The organism is Spirosoma terrae (assembly GCF_010435915.1).
GTDB classification, from domain to species: domain Bacteria; phylum Bacteroidota; class Bacteroidia; order Cytophagales; family Spirosomataceae; genus Spirosoma; species Spirosoma terrae.
Map to the genome: position 1 here is coordinate 165,718 of NZ_JAAFZH010000016.1, position 15,766 is coordinate 181,483.

General features: G+C 47.3%; 17 protein-coding genes. 9 read left to right on the forward strand and 8 right to left on the reverse strand.

Features of this window, described 5'->3' with window-relative positions:
* Positions 1-206: 206 nt before the first annotated feature.
* From GK108_RS25910 to GK108_RS25920, 3 genes are all read right to left on the reverse strand, one after another.
* On the reverse strand, positions 207-416 hold the full coding sequence (locus GK108_RS25910; RefSeq protein ID WP_163954484.1) for a hypothetical protein: 210 nt from the start codon (positions 414-416) through the stop codon (positions 207-209).
* A 19-nt stretch (positions 417-435) separates the two neighbouring features.
* A complete protein-coding gene (locus tag GK108_RS25915; protein WP_163954485.1) occupies positions 436-1,158 on the reverse strand; it encodes a siderophore-interacting protein in 723 nt (240 codons plus the stop codon).
* A 106-nt stretch (positions 1,159-1,264) separates the two neighbouring features.
* Complete coding sequence (locus tag GK108_RS25920; RefSeq protein ID WP_163954486.1) at positions 1,265-2,137, reverse strand: helix-turn-helix domain-containing protein; 873 nt, start codon at positions 2,135-2,137, stop codon at positions 1,265-1,267.
* 125 nt (positions 2,138-2,262) lie between these two features.
* On the opposite strand from GK108_RS25920, the gene GK108_RS25925 reads away from it, so the two are divergent.
* From GK108_RS25925 to GK108_RS25935, 3 genes are all read left to right on the forward strand, one after another.
* Entirely contained in the window at positions 2,263-2,664 is a 402-nt protein-coding gene (locus GK108_RS25925) for a nuclear transport factor 2 family protein (RefSeq protein WP_163954487.1), read from the forward strand.
* A 4-nt stretch (positions 2,665-2,668) separates the two neighbouring features.
* Positions 2,669-3,262, forward strand: a complete 594-nt coding sequence (locus tag GK108_RS25930; protein ID WP_163954488.1) for a GNAT family N-acetyltransferase — start codon at positions 2,669-2,671, stop codon at positions 3,260-3,262.
* Between the two features lie 77 nt (positions 3,263-3,339).
* Positions 3,340-4,377 (forward strand): OmpA family protein, encoded by a 1,038-nt coding sequence (locus GK108_RS25935; protein WP_163954489.1) that lies wholly within the window; start codon positions 3,340-3,342, stop codon positions 4,375-4,377.
* Between the two features lie 12 nt (positions 4,378-4,389).
* On the opposite strand, the gene GK108_RS25940 is transcribed toward GK108_RS25935, so the two are convergent.
* Entirely contained in the window at positions 4,390-5,190 is an 801-nt protein-coding gene (locus GK108_RS25940; RefSeq protein WP_163954490.1) for a lipid II flippase Amj family protein, read from the reverse strand.
* A gap of 151 nt (positions 5,191-5,341) precedes the next feature.
* Positions 5,342-7,261, reverse strand: coding sequence for a M14 family metallopeptidase (locus tag GK108_RS25945; protein WP_163954491.1), 1,920 nt, complete (start codon positions 7,259-7,261; stop codon positions 5,342-5,344).
* A 284-nt stretch (positions 7,262-7,545) separates the two neighbouring features.
* Between GK108_RS25945 and GK108_RS25950 the strand changes: the two genes are divergently transcribed.
* Positions 7,546-8,364: a GNAT family N-acetyltransferase gene (locus tag GK108_RS25950; protein WP_163954492.1), complete on the forward strand. Its 819-nt coding sequence runs from the start codon at positions 7,546-7,548 to the stop codon at positions 8,362-8,364.
* A 12-nt stretch (positions 8,365-8,376) separates the two neighbouring features.
* On the opposite strand, the gene GK108_RS25955 is transcribed toward GK108_RS25950, so the two are convergent.
* Genes GK108_RS25955 through GK108_RS25965 form a run of 3 tightly spaced genes read right to left on the reverse strand, consistent with a single transcriptional unit; the run spans position 8,377 to position 10,547 of the window.
* On the reverse strand, positions 8,377-8,874 hold the full coding sequence (locus GK108_RS25955) for a hypothetical protein (protein ID WP_163954493.1): 498 nt from the start codon (positions 8,872-8,874) through the stop codon (positions 8,377-8,379).
* Positions 8,871-9,839, reverse strand: a complete 969-nt coding sequence (locus tag GK108_RS25960) for a sulfotransferase family protein (RefSeq protein WP_163954494.1) — start codon at positions 9,837-9,839, stop codon at positions 8,871-8,873. Before GK108_RS25960 ends, GK108_RS25955 begins: the two co-directional genes overlap by 4 nt.
* A gap of 3 nt (positions 9,840-9,842) precedes the next feature.
* Positions 9,843-10,547 (reverse strand): aspartyl/asparaginyl beta-hydroxylase domain-containing protein, encoded by a 705-nt coding sequence (locus tag GK108_RS25965; RefSeq protein WP_163954495.1) that lies wholly within the window; start codon positions 10,545-10,547, stop codon positions 9,843-9,845.
* A 33-nt stretch (positions 10,548-10,580) separates the two neighbouring features.
* Between GK108_RS25965 and cysC the strand changes: the two genes are divergently transcribed.
* From cysC to GK108_RS25990, 5 genes are all read left to right on the forward strand, one after another.
* Entirely contained in the window at positions 10,581-11,147 is a 567-nt protein-coding gene (gene cysC / locus GK108_RS25970; RefSeq protein ID WP_163954496.1) for an adenylyl-sulfate kinase, read from the forward strand.
* Between the two features lie 197 nt (positions 11,148-11,344).
* Positions 11,345-11,908: a hypothetical protein gene (locus tag GK108_RS25975; protein WP_163954497.1), complete on the forward strand. Its 564-nt coding sequence runs from the start codon at positions 11,345-11,347 to the stop codon at positions 11,906-11,908.
* A 54-nt stretch (positions 11,909-11,962) separates the two neighbouring features.
* Complete coding sequence (locus GK108_RS25980; protein WP_163954498.1) at positions 11,963-12,589, forward strand: leucine-rich repeat domain-containing protein; 627 nt, start codon at positions 11,963-11,965, stop codon at positions 12,587-12,589.
* A 41-nt stretch (positions 12,590-12,630) separates the two neighbouring features.
* The gene (locus tag GK108_RS25985; protein WP_163954499.1) at positions 12,631-13,212 is read left to right on the forward strand and encodes a phage tail protein; all 582 of its coding nucleotides are present in this window, start codon (positions 12,631-12,633) and stop codon (positions 13,210-13,212) included.
* 115 nt (positions 13,213-13,327) lie between these two features.
* Positions 13,328-15,766 (forward strand): beta strand repeat-containing protein (locus GK108_RS25990; RefSeq protein WP_163954500.1); only part of this gene is annotated, 2,439 nt, incomplete at its 3' end.

Below are 15,766 nucleotides of genomic sequence, written 5' to 3' on the forward strand. Positions count from 1 at the left end.
TGTTAGGATATATAAAGAAGCCATTTTATTTCCTTTTATGCCGCATGACAAAGATAAAATTCTATATATCACTCGTATAATAACATTACGTAGGCATCAGACCAATGGGTTTTACCTGAACGTAGTATGCATTGGCTGAGGCAGACGTAACAACTCTCGGCTCCCTATTATATCTGCTTGTTTAAACTCATATCGCAGATGAAGCACTAGCTGTTCGTGTCTATAAACCCTAGTTCATCGATAAATAGCAATAAGTCGATTAGTTTTCCAGCAGAGAGATTACTGGCCATCATTTGCCATTGAACCTGACTAGTAAGCTGGTCGACAGAGTTCAGGTTCAGCAATGACTGGGTTTTATTTATTACGTCTGAACTAATCGCTGATTCATCCTCACAAATAATCAATTTTGCGTACATGTCTTCTATTCTTTTCCGACTACTCTAAACCTATTTTTCCGGGAGCCCAGAAGGGCTTCGTTTTTATCTGCCGACTCGACCAATCCAGTGAATGGCGAAAATGGCGATTTAGCGTCACGCAGATACGGCTGTCGCCCCCTACATACAACATACCTTTCCCAGTAGCCTTTTTAAGCAGATGGTGTACGTGCTCGATTATTGTTTCCCCCGAATTTCTCGGCAACACATTGAATTGAAACGGTCTGCTGCCATCCAGATCTGGAAACAGGTCTTCTTCCCGGTCAGCGTAAATCAGGCTAAGCACTTGTTTATGGCCTGTAAGATTCCGGTTGATTTCATATAAATGCGCCAGAGCCGACGGATCGCCCACAAATACATAATAATCGCCCGAATCGTCCACGGTAAATCGTCCTCGGGGACCAACCAGATAGATCGTATCACCAATGGCCGACGCTCTGGCCCAAAGGCTTCCGATACCAGTTGAGTGCGTACAAACCGCCAGATCCATGACGCCGTTTGTGTGGTCATACTGCCAGACAGAGTACGTTCGTACTTTGTGCTGCATAGAAGTCGCTTTATCGACTCCGACCAGAATGCGTACGTGTTCGCCGGGTTTATAGTCGAGATTTTTCAGATCTTCGCCCTGAATTTTCAGGTGATACGTATGATCAGCGATCTGTTCTTTTTGTATCAGCGTTGCTGTCTTCGAAAGACGTTTGGCAAGGTTATCCACTAAGCTCATCGTATTGTCATTTGCTACGTAATGGCCACCGTTAATGGCACAATACCAATTGGTTATGATTAATTACGATGCAAAGAAACGTGGCATTTCCCCGCAAAAGAATGGCTCAAAGCAGGGCTTTGGTGGACAAATCATGGAATGACTTCCTAAACGCAACTGGTGTATAACCGGTAAACTTTCGAAATAATCGGGAAAAATAATGCTGATCCGAAAAGCCAAGCTGATAGGCTACGTCCTTAACGGGGCTTTGCGTATGAAACAAAAGCCTGCGGGCTTCGAGCATCGTCTGGTGCTGAATCCAATACGAAACCGGAAAGCCCGTTTTCTGTTTGATCGTATCCGTTAAATGGTTAACCGACAGATGAAGGGCTTCAGCATATTGGGATGGCCGCTTCCAGCTGGTAAAATTTGCTTCAACTAGTTTCCTGAACGCAACCGCTATTTCATCAGCCCGATTCTCAGGCTGACCAGGTATTATTTTGGTACGTTGACATAGATCACAAATTGCACTGATTAAGCCATTCAACAACGTTTTTAAGGTAAGTGGCTGCGTATTTTCCGATTGAAAGAAACCGTGAAGTAAGTGGGTAAGCTCATAGATAGACCGTAGCTGATCTGCTTCAAAACCAAAAGGCCCTGTCAGTAATTGTGCCGACTCAACAAGTTCGGGAGCTAGCAAACCCGGATCGAACGTAACAAGCCAACCTTCTGTCTGCTGGTAGTTGATCACACTATGCACCTGCTCAGGACGAATCAGGCATAAAGCAGGCCCGGAAAATACATACTCCTCGAAATCAACCAGAAAACGGCCATACCCTGTCTTCATTAGAAACAAAAGATAGGAATTATCGCGGTGGGCACTGACTACATCATGTTCGCGCTCTTCATCAATTGTTTGATGGTCAACAACCCGTACGTGCAGCCCTGCTCTGGCTGCTTTCGTTAAGTCATAAACCGGTATGTCGTTCTTTTTACGCAAGAATTTTTTGTTTGACAGGATTTACAAGATTAATAGGATTAGCCGGTAAAACAACCCTGATACGGCTGTAGATCGTATGGATACTTTATCTTTGCCCACTCAATTTTCATCTTATTAGCATACAAATGGCTGCTCTGGACATTGTTAAAGCGTATTACGATTGCTTCAATCAAAAAGACTGGAATGGAATGCTGGCGTTACTGTCGCCCAACATACGGCACGAACCCAACCAGGGAGAACCCCGCATCGGTCTGGAGCAATTCACGGAATTTCTGAAAATCATGGACACTTCCTACGACGAAACCCTCACCGATATGGTATTCATGAGCGAACCATCCAACAAACGTGTCGCTGTAGAATTCGTAGTGAATGGTATCTATAAGCAGGGAGAAGCCGGGTTACCAGAAGCCCACAACCAGACGTATCAGTTGCCTGCAGCTGCTTTTTTAGAGGTTGAAGGCGATAAGATCAGCCGGGTCACTACGTATTATAATCTTCCTCTCTGGATTAAACTGGTTTCGGAATAACCGAATGCGTGAACTGTCATTTATCACTAAACAAGGCAGCGAGATCGAGTCGGTCTTTGACGATCTGGCTCGATTACGTATCGCTGTCTTCCGCGATTTTCCGTACTTGTACGAAGGGTCGATAGCCTACGAGAAAGGCTACCTCAAAACCTATTCGCAATCGGACCGGTCGTTTCTTTTTGCGGTTTATAATGGCTCCGACATGGTCGGTGCCACCACCGCCATTCCACTACGTGACGAAACCGACGACATTCGACGGCCTTTCGAAGAAGCCAACTTTCCGATTGATTCTATTTTCTATTTTGGGGAAAGTATTCTATTGCCCGAATTTCGTGGATTAGGGCTGGGCCATCGTTTTTTTGATGAGCGGGAAGCCCACGCCCGTAGCTTCGGTACGTTCACAACCACCTTTTTTTGCGCGGTCGAACGAGCAACTACCCATCCGGCCAGACCATCTGATTACCGACCCAACGATCAATTCTGGCTGAAGCGAGGCTATACTAAACAGGATTCACTACGTAGCACGCTCGACTGGCCCGACATCGGTGAAACCGTTTCCAGCTCCAAAACGATGGTGTATTGGATGCGGGATTTGTAAAATTTCGAGCCTTATGTAGCCTGTTACTGCTTTTTTATTGCTAAAATTCCAATTAGTTGAAAAGCAGTTTTAAAGGCATGAAACGGATAGCTTCTTTTATCTTTCTTCTGGTTGGCTCCTATCTACAGGCCCAACCGAATCAGGGGCTACTTGGCGAGTATTTCTATGGCGACAAGTTCGATAAAAAAGTAGCAACACGGATTGATAAACAAATCAACTTCCATTGGGATCAACACAATAAACCTATCAACGGGCTTGGGGAAAACTATTTTTCTGTCCGCTGGACGGGTCAGTTATATATACCCGAAGCAGGCATGTACTACTTCAGTGTTACGGCTGATGATGGCGCCAAAATCTGGGTCAATGGAGTATTAACCGTAGATGCCTGGGAACAATCTGGTCATCCCAAAACCAGAACTACCGAGTACGTAACAGGACCGAGAAATCGTACTTATCTTCCAGGAAAGCAATGGGTCGATATCAAAGTAGAATACAAGAATGCCTGGGCAAAAGCCGATATGGTGCTTTACTGGGAAACACCTTACGACATAAAAAGTGATTTGGGTTCGCAGGGATTATTTCGAAAAATTATACCGGCAAAATACCTTTCTCCCCAGTCTAAAACTCCTCCCATCATTTCAGCCAGTAGTCGGCAATCAAGTATCCAGCGAAAGCCTGCTTTGTCAGGGAAGGCATCAGCTAAACCATCAACTAACCCGACAGTAAATCCTGCTCCCGGTACGTCTACCCCCATAGAAACTGTCAGGTTAGAAAAAGGGAAAACAATTATTCTTCAGCAGGTTCAGTTTGCTCAAAGTAGCTACGTTTTGCTGCCAGAATCCTTCCCAACACTCGACCGTTTAGTAACAACGCTCAAAGAGAAACCTTCTCAACGTATTGAAATCAGCGGCCATACCGATAATGTTGGTGATGCCCGTTTAAACATAACCTTATCTGAATACCGAGCTAAACAAGTAGCCAACTACCTTACCAAGCGAGGGATTCCTGTTGACCAAATTGACACGAAAGGGTATGGCGGCCAACGCCCAATTGCCAATAATAACCAGGAAAATGAACGAGCGAAAAACAGACGCGTTGAAATTTTAGCTCTTTGAGGAAACGTAGCATCACATCTGCTCGGCAATAGCGACAATCAACTGGGCGGCAGGCAGAAAAATTGCCTGTGCGACAAGGGTTCCTACTAACCGCGCTACTACCATCCAAACGACCTGCTGCCTAAATGATGATTCTTCGTACTTTCCTTCGGCCACTTCGTCCGTTAAAATGGATAGATAGGGGTCAATGAAGAGAAACATCAATATAGTCGCCAGCCCATTAATTACGGACGATAGATTACTGGATGTCGTTCGAAAAGCGGGGTTCAGGTAACCAGCGTACAGCGATGCTAAAACACCCACCGTCAATACAGCTACGGCAATCACATTGAACGTAATGATGCGCCAGGGTATTTGCCCCCTACTCCGTAATCCAGAAATAGTCGAATAACGTGGTAACACCATACTGGCTTGAACCTTCTGAAAACCAGCAGGCGAGAAACCCAGCAGCAGTAAATCAGGGATTGATTTGTGACGGCTAAAGTGAATAACTGCATAGGAAAACAGGCGTTGAAAAGACGGTATCAATAAAGCGCCAACCAGCGTCGCAAACGATGTCATCCACAAAATCCAACAAAACTGCTCGATAGGGTTAAGGCCATGAGCAGAAATTGTCTTCTCGACTATATTGGCCAGAACAGGGCTTTGAAACCCATTGGCCGTTCTGGAAATCAGAACCAATACATTGAACAGAGCAAAAGAAACGGCTATCTTTTTTGTTCGTATGCCCACAATACGTACAGAATAAGATAACGTACTAATCAGATTGATCAGGAAAGTCAGGACAAGGACCCAGAAAACTTGCGTAGACATAGCGAATTGGCAATCCTATCGACCGTACAGAGAAGCACTGTCGACGGTGGAAATATGGGCACCAAATTAAGGGATATCGTCACATATCAAAAACAAAACCCCGCCCACGATTACCTGAATAATGGGCGGGGTTACCTATCGCAGTCAGAAATTACTTTCCTAGCATAATTTCCTTCTCTTTATACCCTCCCCGGGTCGAGAGTAATTTCACTTTTGCTTTTACAGAACCGGCCTGGTTAAGCTTAACACGGAATGTGGCTTCTTTTTTCTCACCAACATTCGTGTAGCCCGTATAAATCGTCTTGTCGATCAACGACGGTTCCGTAATCACTACTTTGGCATCCTTATCGCCTTTTAACAATGCTTTATCAATGTCGAGCGTCAGACGATCTTCCTGTACCATCTTGACCCGTTTAGCCTGCTCCAGCGCAACGGGCAGTTTACCCGAATTCGTCCAGCTCACCTTAATCTCGTATTCGTTATTCGCCAGCGCCTTCACCGCTACATCGGTTAGCTCAATCTGAGGAAGTTCTTTCGCCATGGCCAGGTTAAACTGCGACTGTTTCGAAATCCAGTTTTCCAGTATCCAGGCCGGACCGTTTTGCGAGAAGAATTTGGGATTGAAGCCGCCGATTTCCACTTCGCCCAATTGTGGGTGCATCATTTTGGTCCAGGGCTTGAAGCCACGCTTGCCATTGGCTTCGTCGTCCCACATCAGCGCGTCGTAATCGTCGCGCTCGCCGTCGCCATCATAATCTTTCATAGCGCCATTGTTCCAAAGTTCGTCGCCATACCAGACGGCACCATACTGGAAATAACCAAAATCAGGACCATGACCAAACAACGGCTGCGGTTTCGATGGCTCACCCGTAAAGCGATTGACCTTGTGACGGGTGTTATAGACCTCATACACATCGCCTGCCCACGGATAACCCGTAAACGAAATCCCCAGACTATCCATATGTTTGTAAATCTTTTCATCGGCGGGGAACATACTTTCGGCACTGCTGGAAGTGGATGGCGGGCGCAGGTGCATCGGTACGCTCGTATCCATCGAGTTAACGACCGTAATGTTTGGGTGCCCCATCAGCCAGACATACGTAGCGCGGGTTTCGGGTTCGCTCAGTGGAAACTGGCTGGCTCCCTGCTGTATATAACCCCGTCCTGTGAAGTCTCCGCCCTGATCTGGACGCCAGTTTTCGGGATAGTTCCGGTGATTGTCCAGACCGCCAATACCATCTTCATTGAATTTACCGTCGCCATCGTTATCAATTCCTTCGGTATACACAACGTGCGTACCTTTCCCGGCCTGAACCCGTTTCATCAGTCGGCCCGATTTATCTTTCGGATCAACAACGTAGTCCGCTTTTTCCAGTTCTTCCTTAGTGGTCGCCTTCTTACGTATCTGATAGATTACGCCATCGCCATCTAGGTCATCTTCCGAATCTTCATCAAATAAACCATCGCGATCGTTGTCGGTTGGCCGCATGGAACTCCGGTTTCGCTGAGCCGTAAACAGATACATATTGGCACCATCCGGATTGTTTTCAGGGCGCAGATAAACCGTTTTTGTATCCAGTAATTTGGTAATAGATGGATCTTTTCCGTAGTTATCGAGCAGATGTTTAGCCAGCCACAAAACCGCTTCGCTACTCGTAACCTCACCACTATGCCGCCCCCCCTCAAAATAAGCAGCTGGCTTGTCGGTGTGTTTACCTGTTTTTTTGTTGGTGAAAGTCATCTGATAAATCGGGCGCCCTTCATAGCTTTTCGCTACTTCATACAGATCGACCAGATTCGGATATTGCTCAGCCCATTTCCGGCACCAGTGATACATTACGTCGGGCGTATGATACGTATCAAAAGCAAGCGTGGTACCGGGCGTATACTGTACATCTTTAAACTTGTGCTTTTTAAAGAAACTGATACCATGACGTTCGCCTTTCACGGTATAAAACTTACTCGCGGTGTCTTGTTCCGGCCATTTTTCTTCTGTGCCATAATAAGACTTTTGCGCAAAGGCACCGGCACTTACAGTCAAACAGAGTAACGCCGTAAAACAGTGTTTCATAGAGGGGTAGTTATGCGTTAAGAAAGAGATGTTAGGTCGATAAAATCATGCTTCATTTTAGGCAAGCAATTTATCCAAGATTTTGCTGATTGCTGTTACTAACGAATAAACTCTCGAATAAATCCATAAAATACCAATTTAAAGACAGTGTTATCAAATTTCACTAACTACTAAACCACCGATCGTTTAGCCTGGCTCACCTTGACGTTTTTGGTATATTGACAAAGCGAACCTACCTATACCTAAATCTCTTTTAGTACCTTGCCTCTATCATCAGCCATCCCATGGATTCTTCGCTTATCAATCTGGTTCGCCAGAACTTTATTGCCAAATCCTCCTACTTTGCGCGCTTTCCGTTCACTTATTTTCTTCCGGGTGCAGCGTTTGAAGAAACAGCGACCTACGCTGCCGTCAACAGTGGATTACCCAGCGATACCTTCAATGTTATTATTCCCAAAAGCAGCGACTCGACTGCGTTGACGGCTCTGTTCGACCATACGATTCAGCCCTGGAATCAGCAGCAGCGTCCTTTTGCATTCTGGTGCTGGGAAGATACATATTCATCTGCTCTCTCGACCTTACTCGATCAGTACGGCCTTGTAAGCGATGAGCAGAACGTGGCGATGTGGCTCAACCTCCAGATGGCCTCTCTAAAGCCACTCTCTGTTTCTGCACTGACAATTCGTGCTGTTCAGACGCCTGCGGAGTATGAGCAGTTTGCTGATGTTATTGCTGAGCTCTTTGGCACGTCACCGGAAGCAGAACAAATCCGCATCTATTATCAGCGAGTGGGGGCTATTCGTCAGTCCGATCAACCGATGAAACTGTATGTGGGCGAGTATGATGGCCATATCGTAGCAACAGGAACGCTGTTTCTGTATGGCTCATCGGCGGGTATATACGATATTGCTACCCGACCAGCCTGGCGAGGGAGGGGGTTTGGCTCGCAGCTATTTCATCACCTGCTTCTGGAAGCAAAAGACCATTCAATTCAGGAGGTAGTGCTACAGGCTTCGGCCGAAGGGTTAGGTATTTATAAACGAGCAGGCTTTGTCGAAGTCGGCCACGTACAGGTGTTTGGCAATCGCCATCTTTTTGTCTGAATAGCCGTCATGCTACGTAGCAACTGGTTGAGGTTCGTTCCGTAACCATGTTCTCATAGCCGGAAACGAGTCGGCATCACACATACCCATCCAAACCAACAGCGGCAAGCCAATGTAGTTTTTACTGTCGAACTGTTGAATTATCCAGTTGTTATCACCTTTGTAGCCTCCCGCATGGAAAACCACATCGACTGGCAATCCGATATGCACACAGGCCGCGTAAGTCCATAAAATAACCGCGATTTCGTCGCCCTGCTTTTCGGGTTTGCCAGCCGTTACGTCATTCATAAGTTCGCTACGTTCCGATGGTAACGTAACGGCGATATGCCCCGCTTCGTGTAATACATCTCCCGGATACAGTAGCTTTCCCGAATCGATCAACAGCCCACCCTTATCGATTAGAATACCCGGCAGGAAACTAGAGCCGGTTAACGGCATTTCTGTAACGGAAATACCGATTTCTGCCAAAAATCCATAAATTTTAGCAAGTTCTTCAGAGCTGGTATTCATGATTTCGAGGTACGATTTATTTCGTTTAATTCTTCATACAGAGCCCGTAAAGAGCCCCTATTAGCCGACTCGATTTCGTTGGCTCTTTCTTCCCGAAAACGCTGCTCCGGAAATTTGCTGTGAAACTGACTGCGTTGAATCATCCGATCCATTTCGGACGATTGTATATCTACCGAAATCAGCGCCAGCAGATCATTTAGCAGGGCGCTCCCGTCTTGCTGATACCGCAGCAGATGAGCGTTATGATCAGTCTCAACCATAGTCAGCATAGTCCGAAAATAGGATTCCAGTACGTTCGCCAGATACTCATCAAGCGTCATGCTACGTACCTCCTGCAACGTAAGCCCAAACAGTTCTGGCTCAATAAGCCCCGGCACCGAATGCATGCCCCGGCGATGCTGGTGAGAAACCATTACGGCCTCTGGCTCCCGATATAACAGGATAAACGGTACTTCAGGGTAAAGTCGGCGAAAGGTATCGTAAAATCCAAAATGCCAGCTATCCAGTTTAATAAACAAATGCGACTCCTTACCGCTACGTTGTCGGCCAAGCAACCGAATAACAGCTGCTAAAACCGACTCTTTCTGGGCGGGTGTCAGATACGAATGCCGCAGTGTACTGTCGATTAGCGGCATCTCCGACACCATAATATGCCGTTCGGGTATGGCCAGTAGCTGCGACAGCAGCGTAGAACCACAACGGGAAATGTGAAAAATAAAAGCAGTTGGTTCAATGGGCGTACTACGTAACGAGACATCGATCAGGCTCTCTAACGTAGTAGTCGCTTTATACGGGCTTGAGTTGTATGGATGGCTCATACAGCGCACTATCGTTTCATCAAAAAAAGGCTCTGCAAATCGGTTTGTTCCGGCATAAAACCATTCACATAAGACCGATTTGCTGAAGCGCTCTAATTGATACGGCACCCAGTTCGTCATGAACTTATTATCAAACGATGAATACATGGGTTACGCTTCTTTTTCCAGTTCGGCAATGAGTTTACGAGCAACGTCGGTATCCTGCAAGGTCAATTCAGCAATCATCCGACGCCGAACATCGGGGGGAATCACCTGCTTTTGTTTCTCCGCCGAGAAATCATAGCCTGCCTGAGCAAACAAATCATCCGACCACGTATTACGTCGGCAGTCGATCACTAAATGAACCCGATCTGTTGGACCGTCATTCTGAACGCTGTGGAGCAGATCAAAGTTGGCATACCAGCATTCGCCCGCCAGCATGGGCAGCGTTTCGCCATCCACCCGAAACGTCACCTGATCGCCGGTTTGAATAGGCACATGAATCCGAAAAAAGCCGTACTCATAACTTGTTTCAACATCCCGATGCTCATGAATTCGGGCACCAGGTGCCAGCGCCAACAGACGTACCGCTTCTTTTTCACAGCGGAACTGCTCCAGGATATTTTGAAAATATGGGCATTGGCCCAACAAATCGGTATCAGCAAACAAACCGGGCAAGGCCCGAACATCGGTTTCTTTCCCAGAAAGCGACCGTAGCGCAATACTCGACCATCTTCCCGAAAAATCACGCTGATTATAATGGACTGGCCAGTCGATCGCGCTACACGTTGCCAGATCGGTCAGTAGCCGGGACGTATCAAAAACAAACGGCAGTTTAAAAAAGCGGTTTTGAGGAAGAATGGAGCGCGTATTCATTACGTATATTTCGAGGCACTAAGTAAGTTAAGTATGCTGTTCGTCCAATTTACTGGCTTGTCGGGTTCTGGCAAAACAACCTTGGCCTATCAGGCCCAACAGCAGCTACAGGCGGCTGGGTATCGTGTTGTGGTAATCGATGGCGATGAGTGCCGGAAACAGTTTTGGCCAGAACTAACGTATTCGGAAAGAGATCGGGAGGAAAATATCCGACGGTTAGGGCGTTTAGGACGTATGTTTTGCCAGCAGGGCGCTATTGTACTGATGGCTGCTATAAACCCGTTTGAACACATCCGGGCGGAGTTAAGGCAGCATAATCACCCCACCAAAACTGTGTTTGTTACGTGTTCGATGGCAACCCTTATAGCACGTGATACAAAAGGACTATACGCCAGAGCATTGCTTCAGCCTGATCACCCCGATAAACTAACAAACCTAACGGGTATCAATGCGCCTTACGAGCCCCCAATTTACCCTGATTTAACTATCAATACTGACGACTTTTCTCCAATAGACTGTACTGACCGCCTGGTTCAACTTATTCTCGATTTCCTAAATCCTTCCAACACGACAATCTCCGCTACTCAATCCACTCATTAATTGACTATTACCCGACTTAAGTAAACCCATACTCCACTTCGACCACTAAAATAGATTTAGAAAGTTTGTAGACAAAAATAGTAGACTTAATAGTAAACAACATAAAAATATTACTTATTTGCATAACTATTTAAAGCTATCTAGACATAGTGGCTTATAACTACTTCCTCGTACCATTTTATGACTAACTTCTATCTATGAACCGCCGTCTGTTTGTCGGGAAAGCGGCTATTGGTCTTGTTCTTCCCTTTCTGCCGGCCCCTCTTCTTGCCGAATCGAGTGCCGCCAGTCAGCCCATCAACGTATTGATAGATCAAGTCAGTACGTCGATAAGTCGGGGGATGTTAGGGGCAATCCAACGGTTAAGAATTACGCATTTGTATGATCCCACTGAAATCAACTGGGATACGTTACTGACAATTGCTCAGCAGGACATTACATTGGTGACCCAGTTGATTAACTCACCACTGGACATTCGTCTCCCCAAAATTCCTCAGGCCTCCTTTGGATCTGGCTCCATCCAACAGACTATCCAGGATATGATCGTCACCTGGGAAGGTCTTGCCTGTCTTACTCCTCAAACTGGATCAGCTAGCGGCAAGCTTCAAATTATAGGGAGTAAAGGCATCCTGCACGCCTGTTTGGACGGTTCCAGCTTTATAATTACTGATTTTCAGGGGAAAGCAATCGTATCGAAAGGAAAATCGAATTTGACCGCCAAGACAGCCTCCGTTCGGCACCGTTTTATTAATACAGTGTAGTTCCGGATACGTAGTGAATCGTTCTCTTTTTTATTCGTCAATCAGCATTACGTTATGAATACCGATTCTGCTGTTAAAGCTTTACCGGCGGAGGTTGATACGCCAGCCAAACGCCTACGCTGGTGGAGTGAGCTGGAACCACAATGGCGGGCTGCGTTTCAATACGCGTTTTTTATGCACGGCAATCAGCCAACGGTGGACGAATTGGCCAATCTCTGGCAAACTACCGTTCTGCGCTTTGCTGGGCCTAAAGCGCCCTATCCGAACATGACGTTTGAGTTAACCAATGGTTCTGGATTAAGGGGTATGGTCAATCTGGAAATTCTGGTACTGACCAATCATCAGCTCAAGGACGTGGATGAACTAGCTGATTTAAAGAACCTTAAAAGTTTGTTTATCAACGAGAATTCTATTCGAAACCTGGAGGGAATTAAACGACTTACGCGACTGGAGCAGTTATATGCCCATGCCAACCAAATTGAGTCTATCGAACCGCTTCAGGACCTGATTCGTCTACGGGAGATTTATGTCAACTTGAATGCCCTGAAGACGTTAGCTGGTATAACGCGTAAACACAGCAAGGCGTTAAAGGCATTTTTCTGTCTTCCCAATGATAAGCTCCCCGATCGAGAGATTATTCGAGTCGAACGTAATCTGGGTATCCGATGCCAATCGTTATAAGAATTTTATTTTTCAATCAATCCTTTTAAAACCTCGATCTCATGAATCCCCCCTTTATAGCTAGTATTATTCTATTTGCCGGAAACTTCGCACCACGTGGCTGGGCCTTCTGTCAGGGCCAGATACTGTCCATAGCGCAAAATACAGCTTTGTTTTCTCTCTTAGGCACTACGTTCGGCGGTAACGGACAAACTACATTTGCTCTTCCCGATTTACGCGGACGTACACCGATCGGTACGGGGCAAGGTCCAGGGCTTCCCGCTGTTAATTTGGGAGAAATGTCTGGCTCGCCCACACATACACTTATCATTACAGAAATGCCCGCCCATAACCATACGGCAACTCCCAACTTACAAACACAAATACAGCAAAAAGGAGTATCTGAGGTAGGTAACGTATCCTCACCAGCAGGTGCTTATCCGGCCTCTACAGGAACGCTTGATCCAGAATACCGAACCACGGGTACGGTTGTGGATATGGCCGCTGGTTCCGTAACGGGTTCGGTGTCAGGTAGCGTAACAATAGGGATCGCTGGTGGTAGCCAGCCCTTTAGCATCATGCAACCGTATTTAGGCATGAACTATATTATTGCTTTGGAGGGAGTATACCCCTCGCGCAACTAAGTTCAATCACTGACCTTGCTTCATTGCCATTACCCATGCTCCTACTTTACTTTTTGAACATGGGTAATGGAACACTTCTCTATCGACCCTAACAACTACGTTCACCTGTCCTCTTATGAAACACCTTTTCTACAGACAAAGTATATTGCCTACGCTCCTACCGTTCAAAGAAGGTAGCAGGCAGTTGCGTTTATGCATTTTCAGCAGCGTAATTGTGCTGTTAGTGCTGTTCAGGATAGAAGCAAAAGCCCAAACGAACCCTGCCTCTATTACAGTTACGGGTGCTTGCCTGAACGCTACCTATGTACTCAATAAAGTTACCGATAATTTTGAAGGTACCGGCAAGCCAGCTTATTTAGGCGAAGGGAGCGTGACAATTAATTCTCAGGTCTATACGGACAACATAGCTATCTATTATGAAGTTGCCGGACCGGCCTGGGTATTATCGATGGGTGGCGGGCAGCCCTATTTGTCTCAATCATCGAACACAGCATTACCTCCGATGTCTGGCTGGGCACTGGTGACTAGTGGAAGTATTGGAAACTGCACAGGATCAGCGCCTTTGACGGTTCTAACGTCTCCACCTTCGGTAACTATTTCTCCAGCTAATCCGATAGCCGTCTGCGCTGGTTCCCCAGTAAGTTTAGCCGCTTCGGCCAGCAATATTCCTACTCCCGTAACCTATAGCTGGACCAGCAGTCCGGCAGGTTTTTCTGGCTCAAGTTCCACCCTATCGCAAAATGCCCCTTCCGTTAGCTCAAACACTACGTATACAATTTCAGTGACGGCCAATAATGGGTTTATCAGTGCTACATCCAGCGTTACGTTGGCGGTAAAACCAACCCCAACTCTGGCGTCAACTGGTTCCGTCAACCCTTCCATTTGTAGTGGCTCAGACGGCAGAATAAATTTCACAACTACCAATATTTCTGACGGAACGTATCAGCTAACTTTTACGGGTACAGGTAGTCCTCAAACGGTTACTGTCACCAGCAATGCCTTTAGTCTGACCGGTTTATCTGCGGGCAGCTATTCCGCCTTCGCTATCACCAACAACGGTTGTACGGCTTCATCAGGCACCGCTGTAAATCTGACCAACCCTACACCGACGCTAACTGTTAGTGGTTCTGGTAGCCCCACTACGTGTGGTGGAACAAATGGTACTCTCAGCTTTACCACGACCAATCTTGCTAATGGCACCTATCAGTTGAGCTATACCGGGCCAGGCAGCCCTAAAACGGTCACCGTCAACAATAATACGTTCAACTTAACGGGTTTAGGCTCTGGAAACTATTCAGCTTTCACCATCAGTAATGCTGTTTGCTCGGCTTCCAGCGCATCTAGTGTACCTCTAACTGATCCTACACCACCGACTCTGGTTCTTGGCACACCAGCTAACCCAGGCACCTGCAACGGATCAAATGGTAGCATCAGCTTCACCACAAACATAGTTAGCGGTACCTATCAGTTGAATTATTCTGGGGCAGGCAGCCCTAAAACGGTCGCAATCGTCAACAACGCGTTTAGTCTGACAGGTTTAAGTGCGGGCACTTACTCCAATTTTTCTATAACGCGCTTAAATTGTACGACTTCTTTACCAACATCGGTAACCCTGTCAGACCCGGCCGCTCCAACTCTGGCCATCAGCACTACCGCCGGACCAACCACCTGTGCAGGCACCAACGGTAGCATCAGCTTCTCCTCGACCAACCTCCCCGACGGGACGTACCAACTGAGCTATTCCGGCTCAGGCAGTCCCAAGACCGTTACAGTGGTCAGTAACGCCTTCAGCCTGACGGGCTTGAGCGCAGGCAGTTATTCAGCCTTCGCCATCACCAACAACGGTTGTACATCTACCCTGGCCACTCCCGTAACCCTGTCAGACCCGGCCGCTCCAACTCTGGTCATCAGCACCACCGCCGGACCAACCACCTGCGCAGGAACCAATGGCAGCATCAGCTTTAGCTCAACCAATCTGCCCAACGGGACCTATCAACTGAGCTATTCCGGCTCAGGCAGCCCTAAAAATATAACAGTGGTCAGCAACGCTTTCAGCCTGACGGGCTTGAGCGCGGGCAGTTATTCCGCCTTCGCCATCACCAACACCGGTTGTACGGCTACCCTGGCCACTCCCGTAACCCTGGCTGATCCAGCGGCTCCAACTCTGGCCATCAGCACTACCGCTGGACCAACCACCTGCGCAGGAACCAATGGCAGCATCAGCTTTAGCTCAACCAATCTGCCCGACGGGACGTACCAACTGAACTATACGGGGACGGGCAGTCCTAAAAATGTAGTGGTGGTCAGCAACGCCTTCACGCTGACGGGCTTGAGTGCAGGAAGCTATTCAGCCTTCTCGATTACCAACAACGGTTGCACGGCCAACCTAGCCACACCCGTAACCCTGTCAGACCCGGCCGCCCCAACTCTGGCTATCAGCACTACCGCCGGACCAACTACCTGTGCGGGCGCCAATGGTAGCATCAGTTTCTCCTCGACCAATCTCCCCGACGGGACCTATCAGCTGAGCTATACTGGCGCGGGCAGTCCCAAA

What these genes read in the sequence shown, in the direction of transcription:
- GK108_RS25910 (WP_163954484.1), bottom strand. Translation starts at nt 416, where the DNA reads ATGTACGCAAAATTGATTATTTGTGAGGATGAATCAGCGATTAGTTCA.
- GK108_RS25925 (WP_163954487.1), top strand. Translation starts at nt 2,263, where the DNA reads ATGGCTGCTCTGGACATTGTTAAAGCGTATTACGATTGCTTCAATCAA.
- GK108_RS25945 (WP_163954491.1), bottom strand. Translation starts at nt 7,261, where the DNA reads ATGAAACACTGTTTTACGGCGTTACTCTGTTTGACTGTAAGTGCCGGT.
- GK108_RS25915 (WP_163954485.1), bottom strand. Translation starts at nt 1,158, where the DNA reads ATGAGCTTAGTGGATAACCTTGCCAAACGTCTTTCGAAGACAGCAACG.
- GK108_RS25960 (WP_163954494.1), bottom strand. Translation starts at nt 9,839, where the DNA reads ATGTATTCATCGTTTGATAATAAGTTCATGACGAACTGGGTGCCGTAT.
- GK108_RS25975 (WP_163954497.1), top strand. Translation starts at nt 11,345, where the DNA reads ATGAACCGCCGTCTGTTTGTCGGGAAAGCGGCTATTGGTCTTGTTCTT.
- cysC (WP_163954496.1), top strand. Translation starts at nt 10,581, where the DNA reads ATGCTGTTCGTCCAATTTACTGGCTTGTCGGGTTCTGGCAAAACAACC.
- GK108_RS25950 (WP_163954492.1), top strand. Translation starts at nt 7,546, where the DNA reads ATGGATTCTTCGCTTATCAATCTGGTTCGCCAGAACTTTATTGCCAAA.
- GK108_RS25980 (WP_163954498.1), top strand. Translation starts at nt 11,963, where the DNA reads ATGAATACCGATTCTGCTGTTAAAGCTTTACCGGCGGAGGTTGATACG.
- GK108_RS25955 (WP_163954493.1), bottom strand. Translation starts at nt 8,874, where the DNA reads ATGAATACCAGCTCTGAAGAACTTGCTAAAATTTATGGATTTTTGGCA.
- GK108_RS25930 (WP_163954488.1), top strand. Translation starts at nt 2,669, where the DNA reads ATGCGTGAACTGTCATTTATCACTAAACAAGGCAGCGAGATCGAGTCG.
- GK108_RS25985 (WP_163954499.1), top strand. Translation starts at nt 12,631, where the DNA reads ATGAATCCCCCCTTTATAGCTAGTATTATTCTATTTGCCGGAAACTTC.
- GK108_RS25935 (WP_163954489.1), top strand. Translation starts at nt 3,340, where the DNA reads ATGAAACGGATAGCTTCTTTTATCTTTCTTCTGGTTGGCTCCTATCTA.
- GK108_RS25940 (WP_163954490.1), bottom strand. Translation starts at nt 5,190, where the DNA reads ATGTCTACGCAAGTTTTCTGGGTCCTTGTCCTGACTTTCCTGATCAAT.
- GK108_RS25965 (WP_163954495.1), bottom strand. Translation starts at nt 10,547, where the DNA reads ATGAATACGCGCTCCATTCTTCCTCAAAACCGCTTTTTTAAACTGCCG.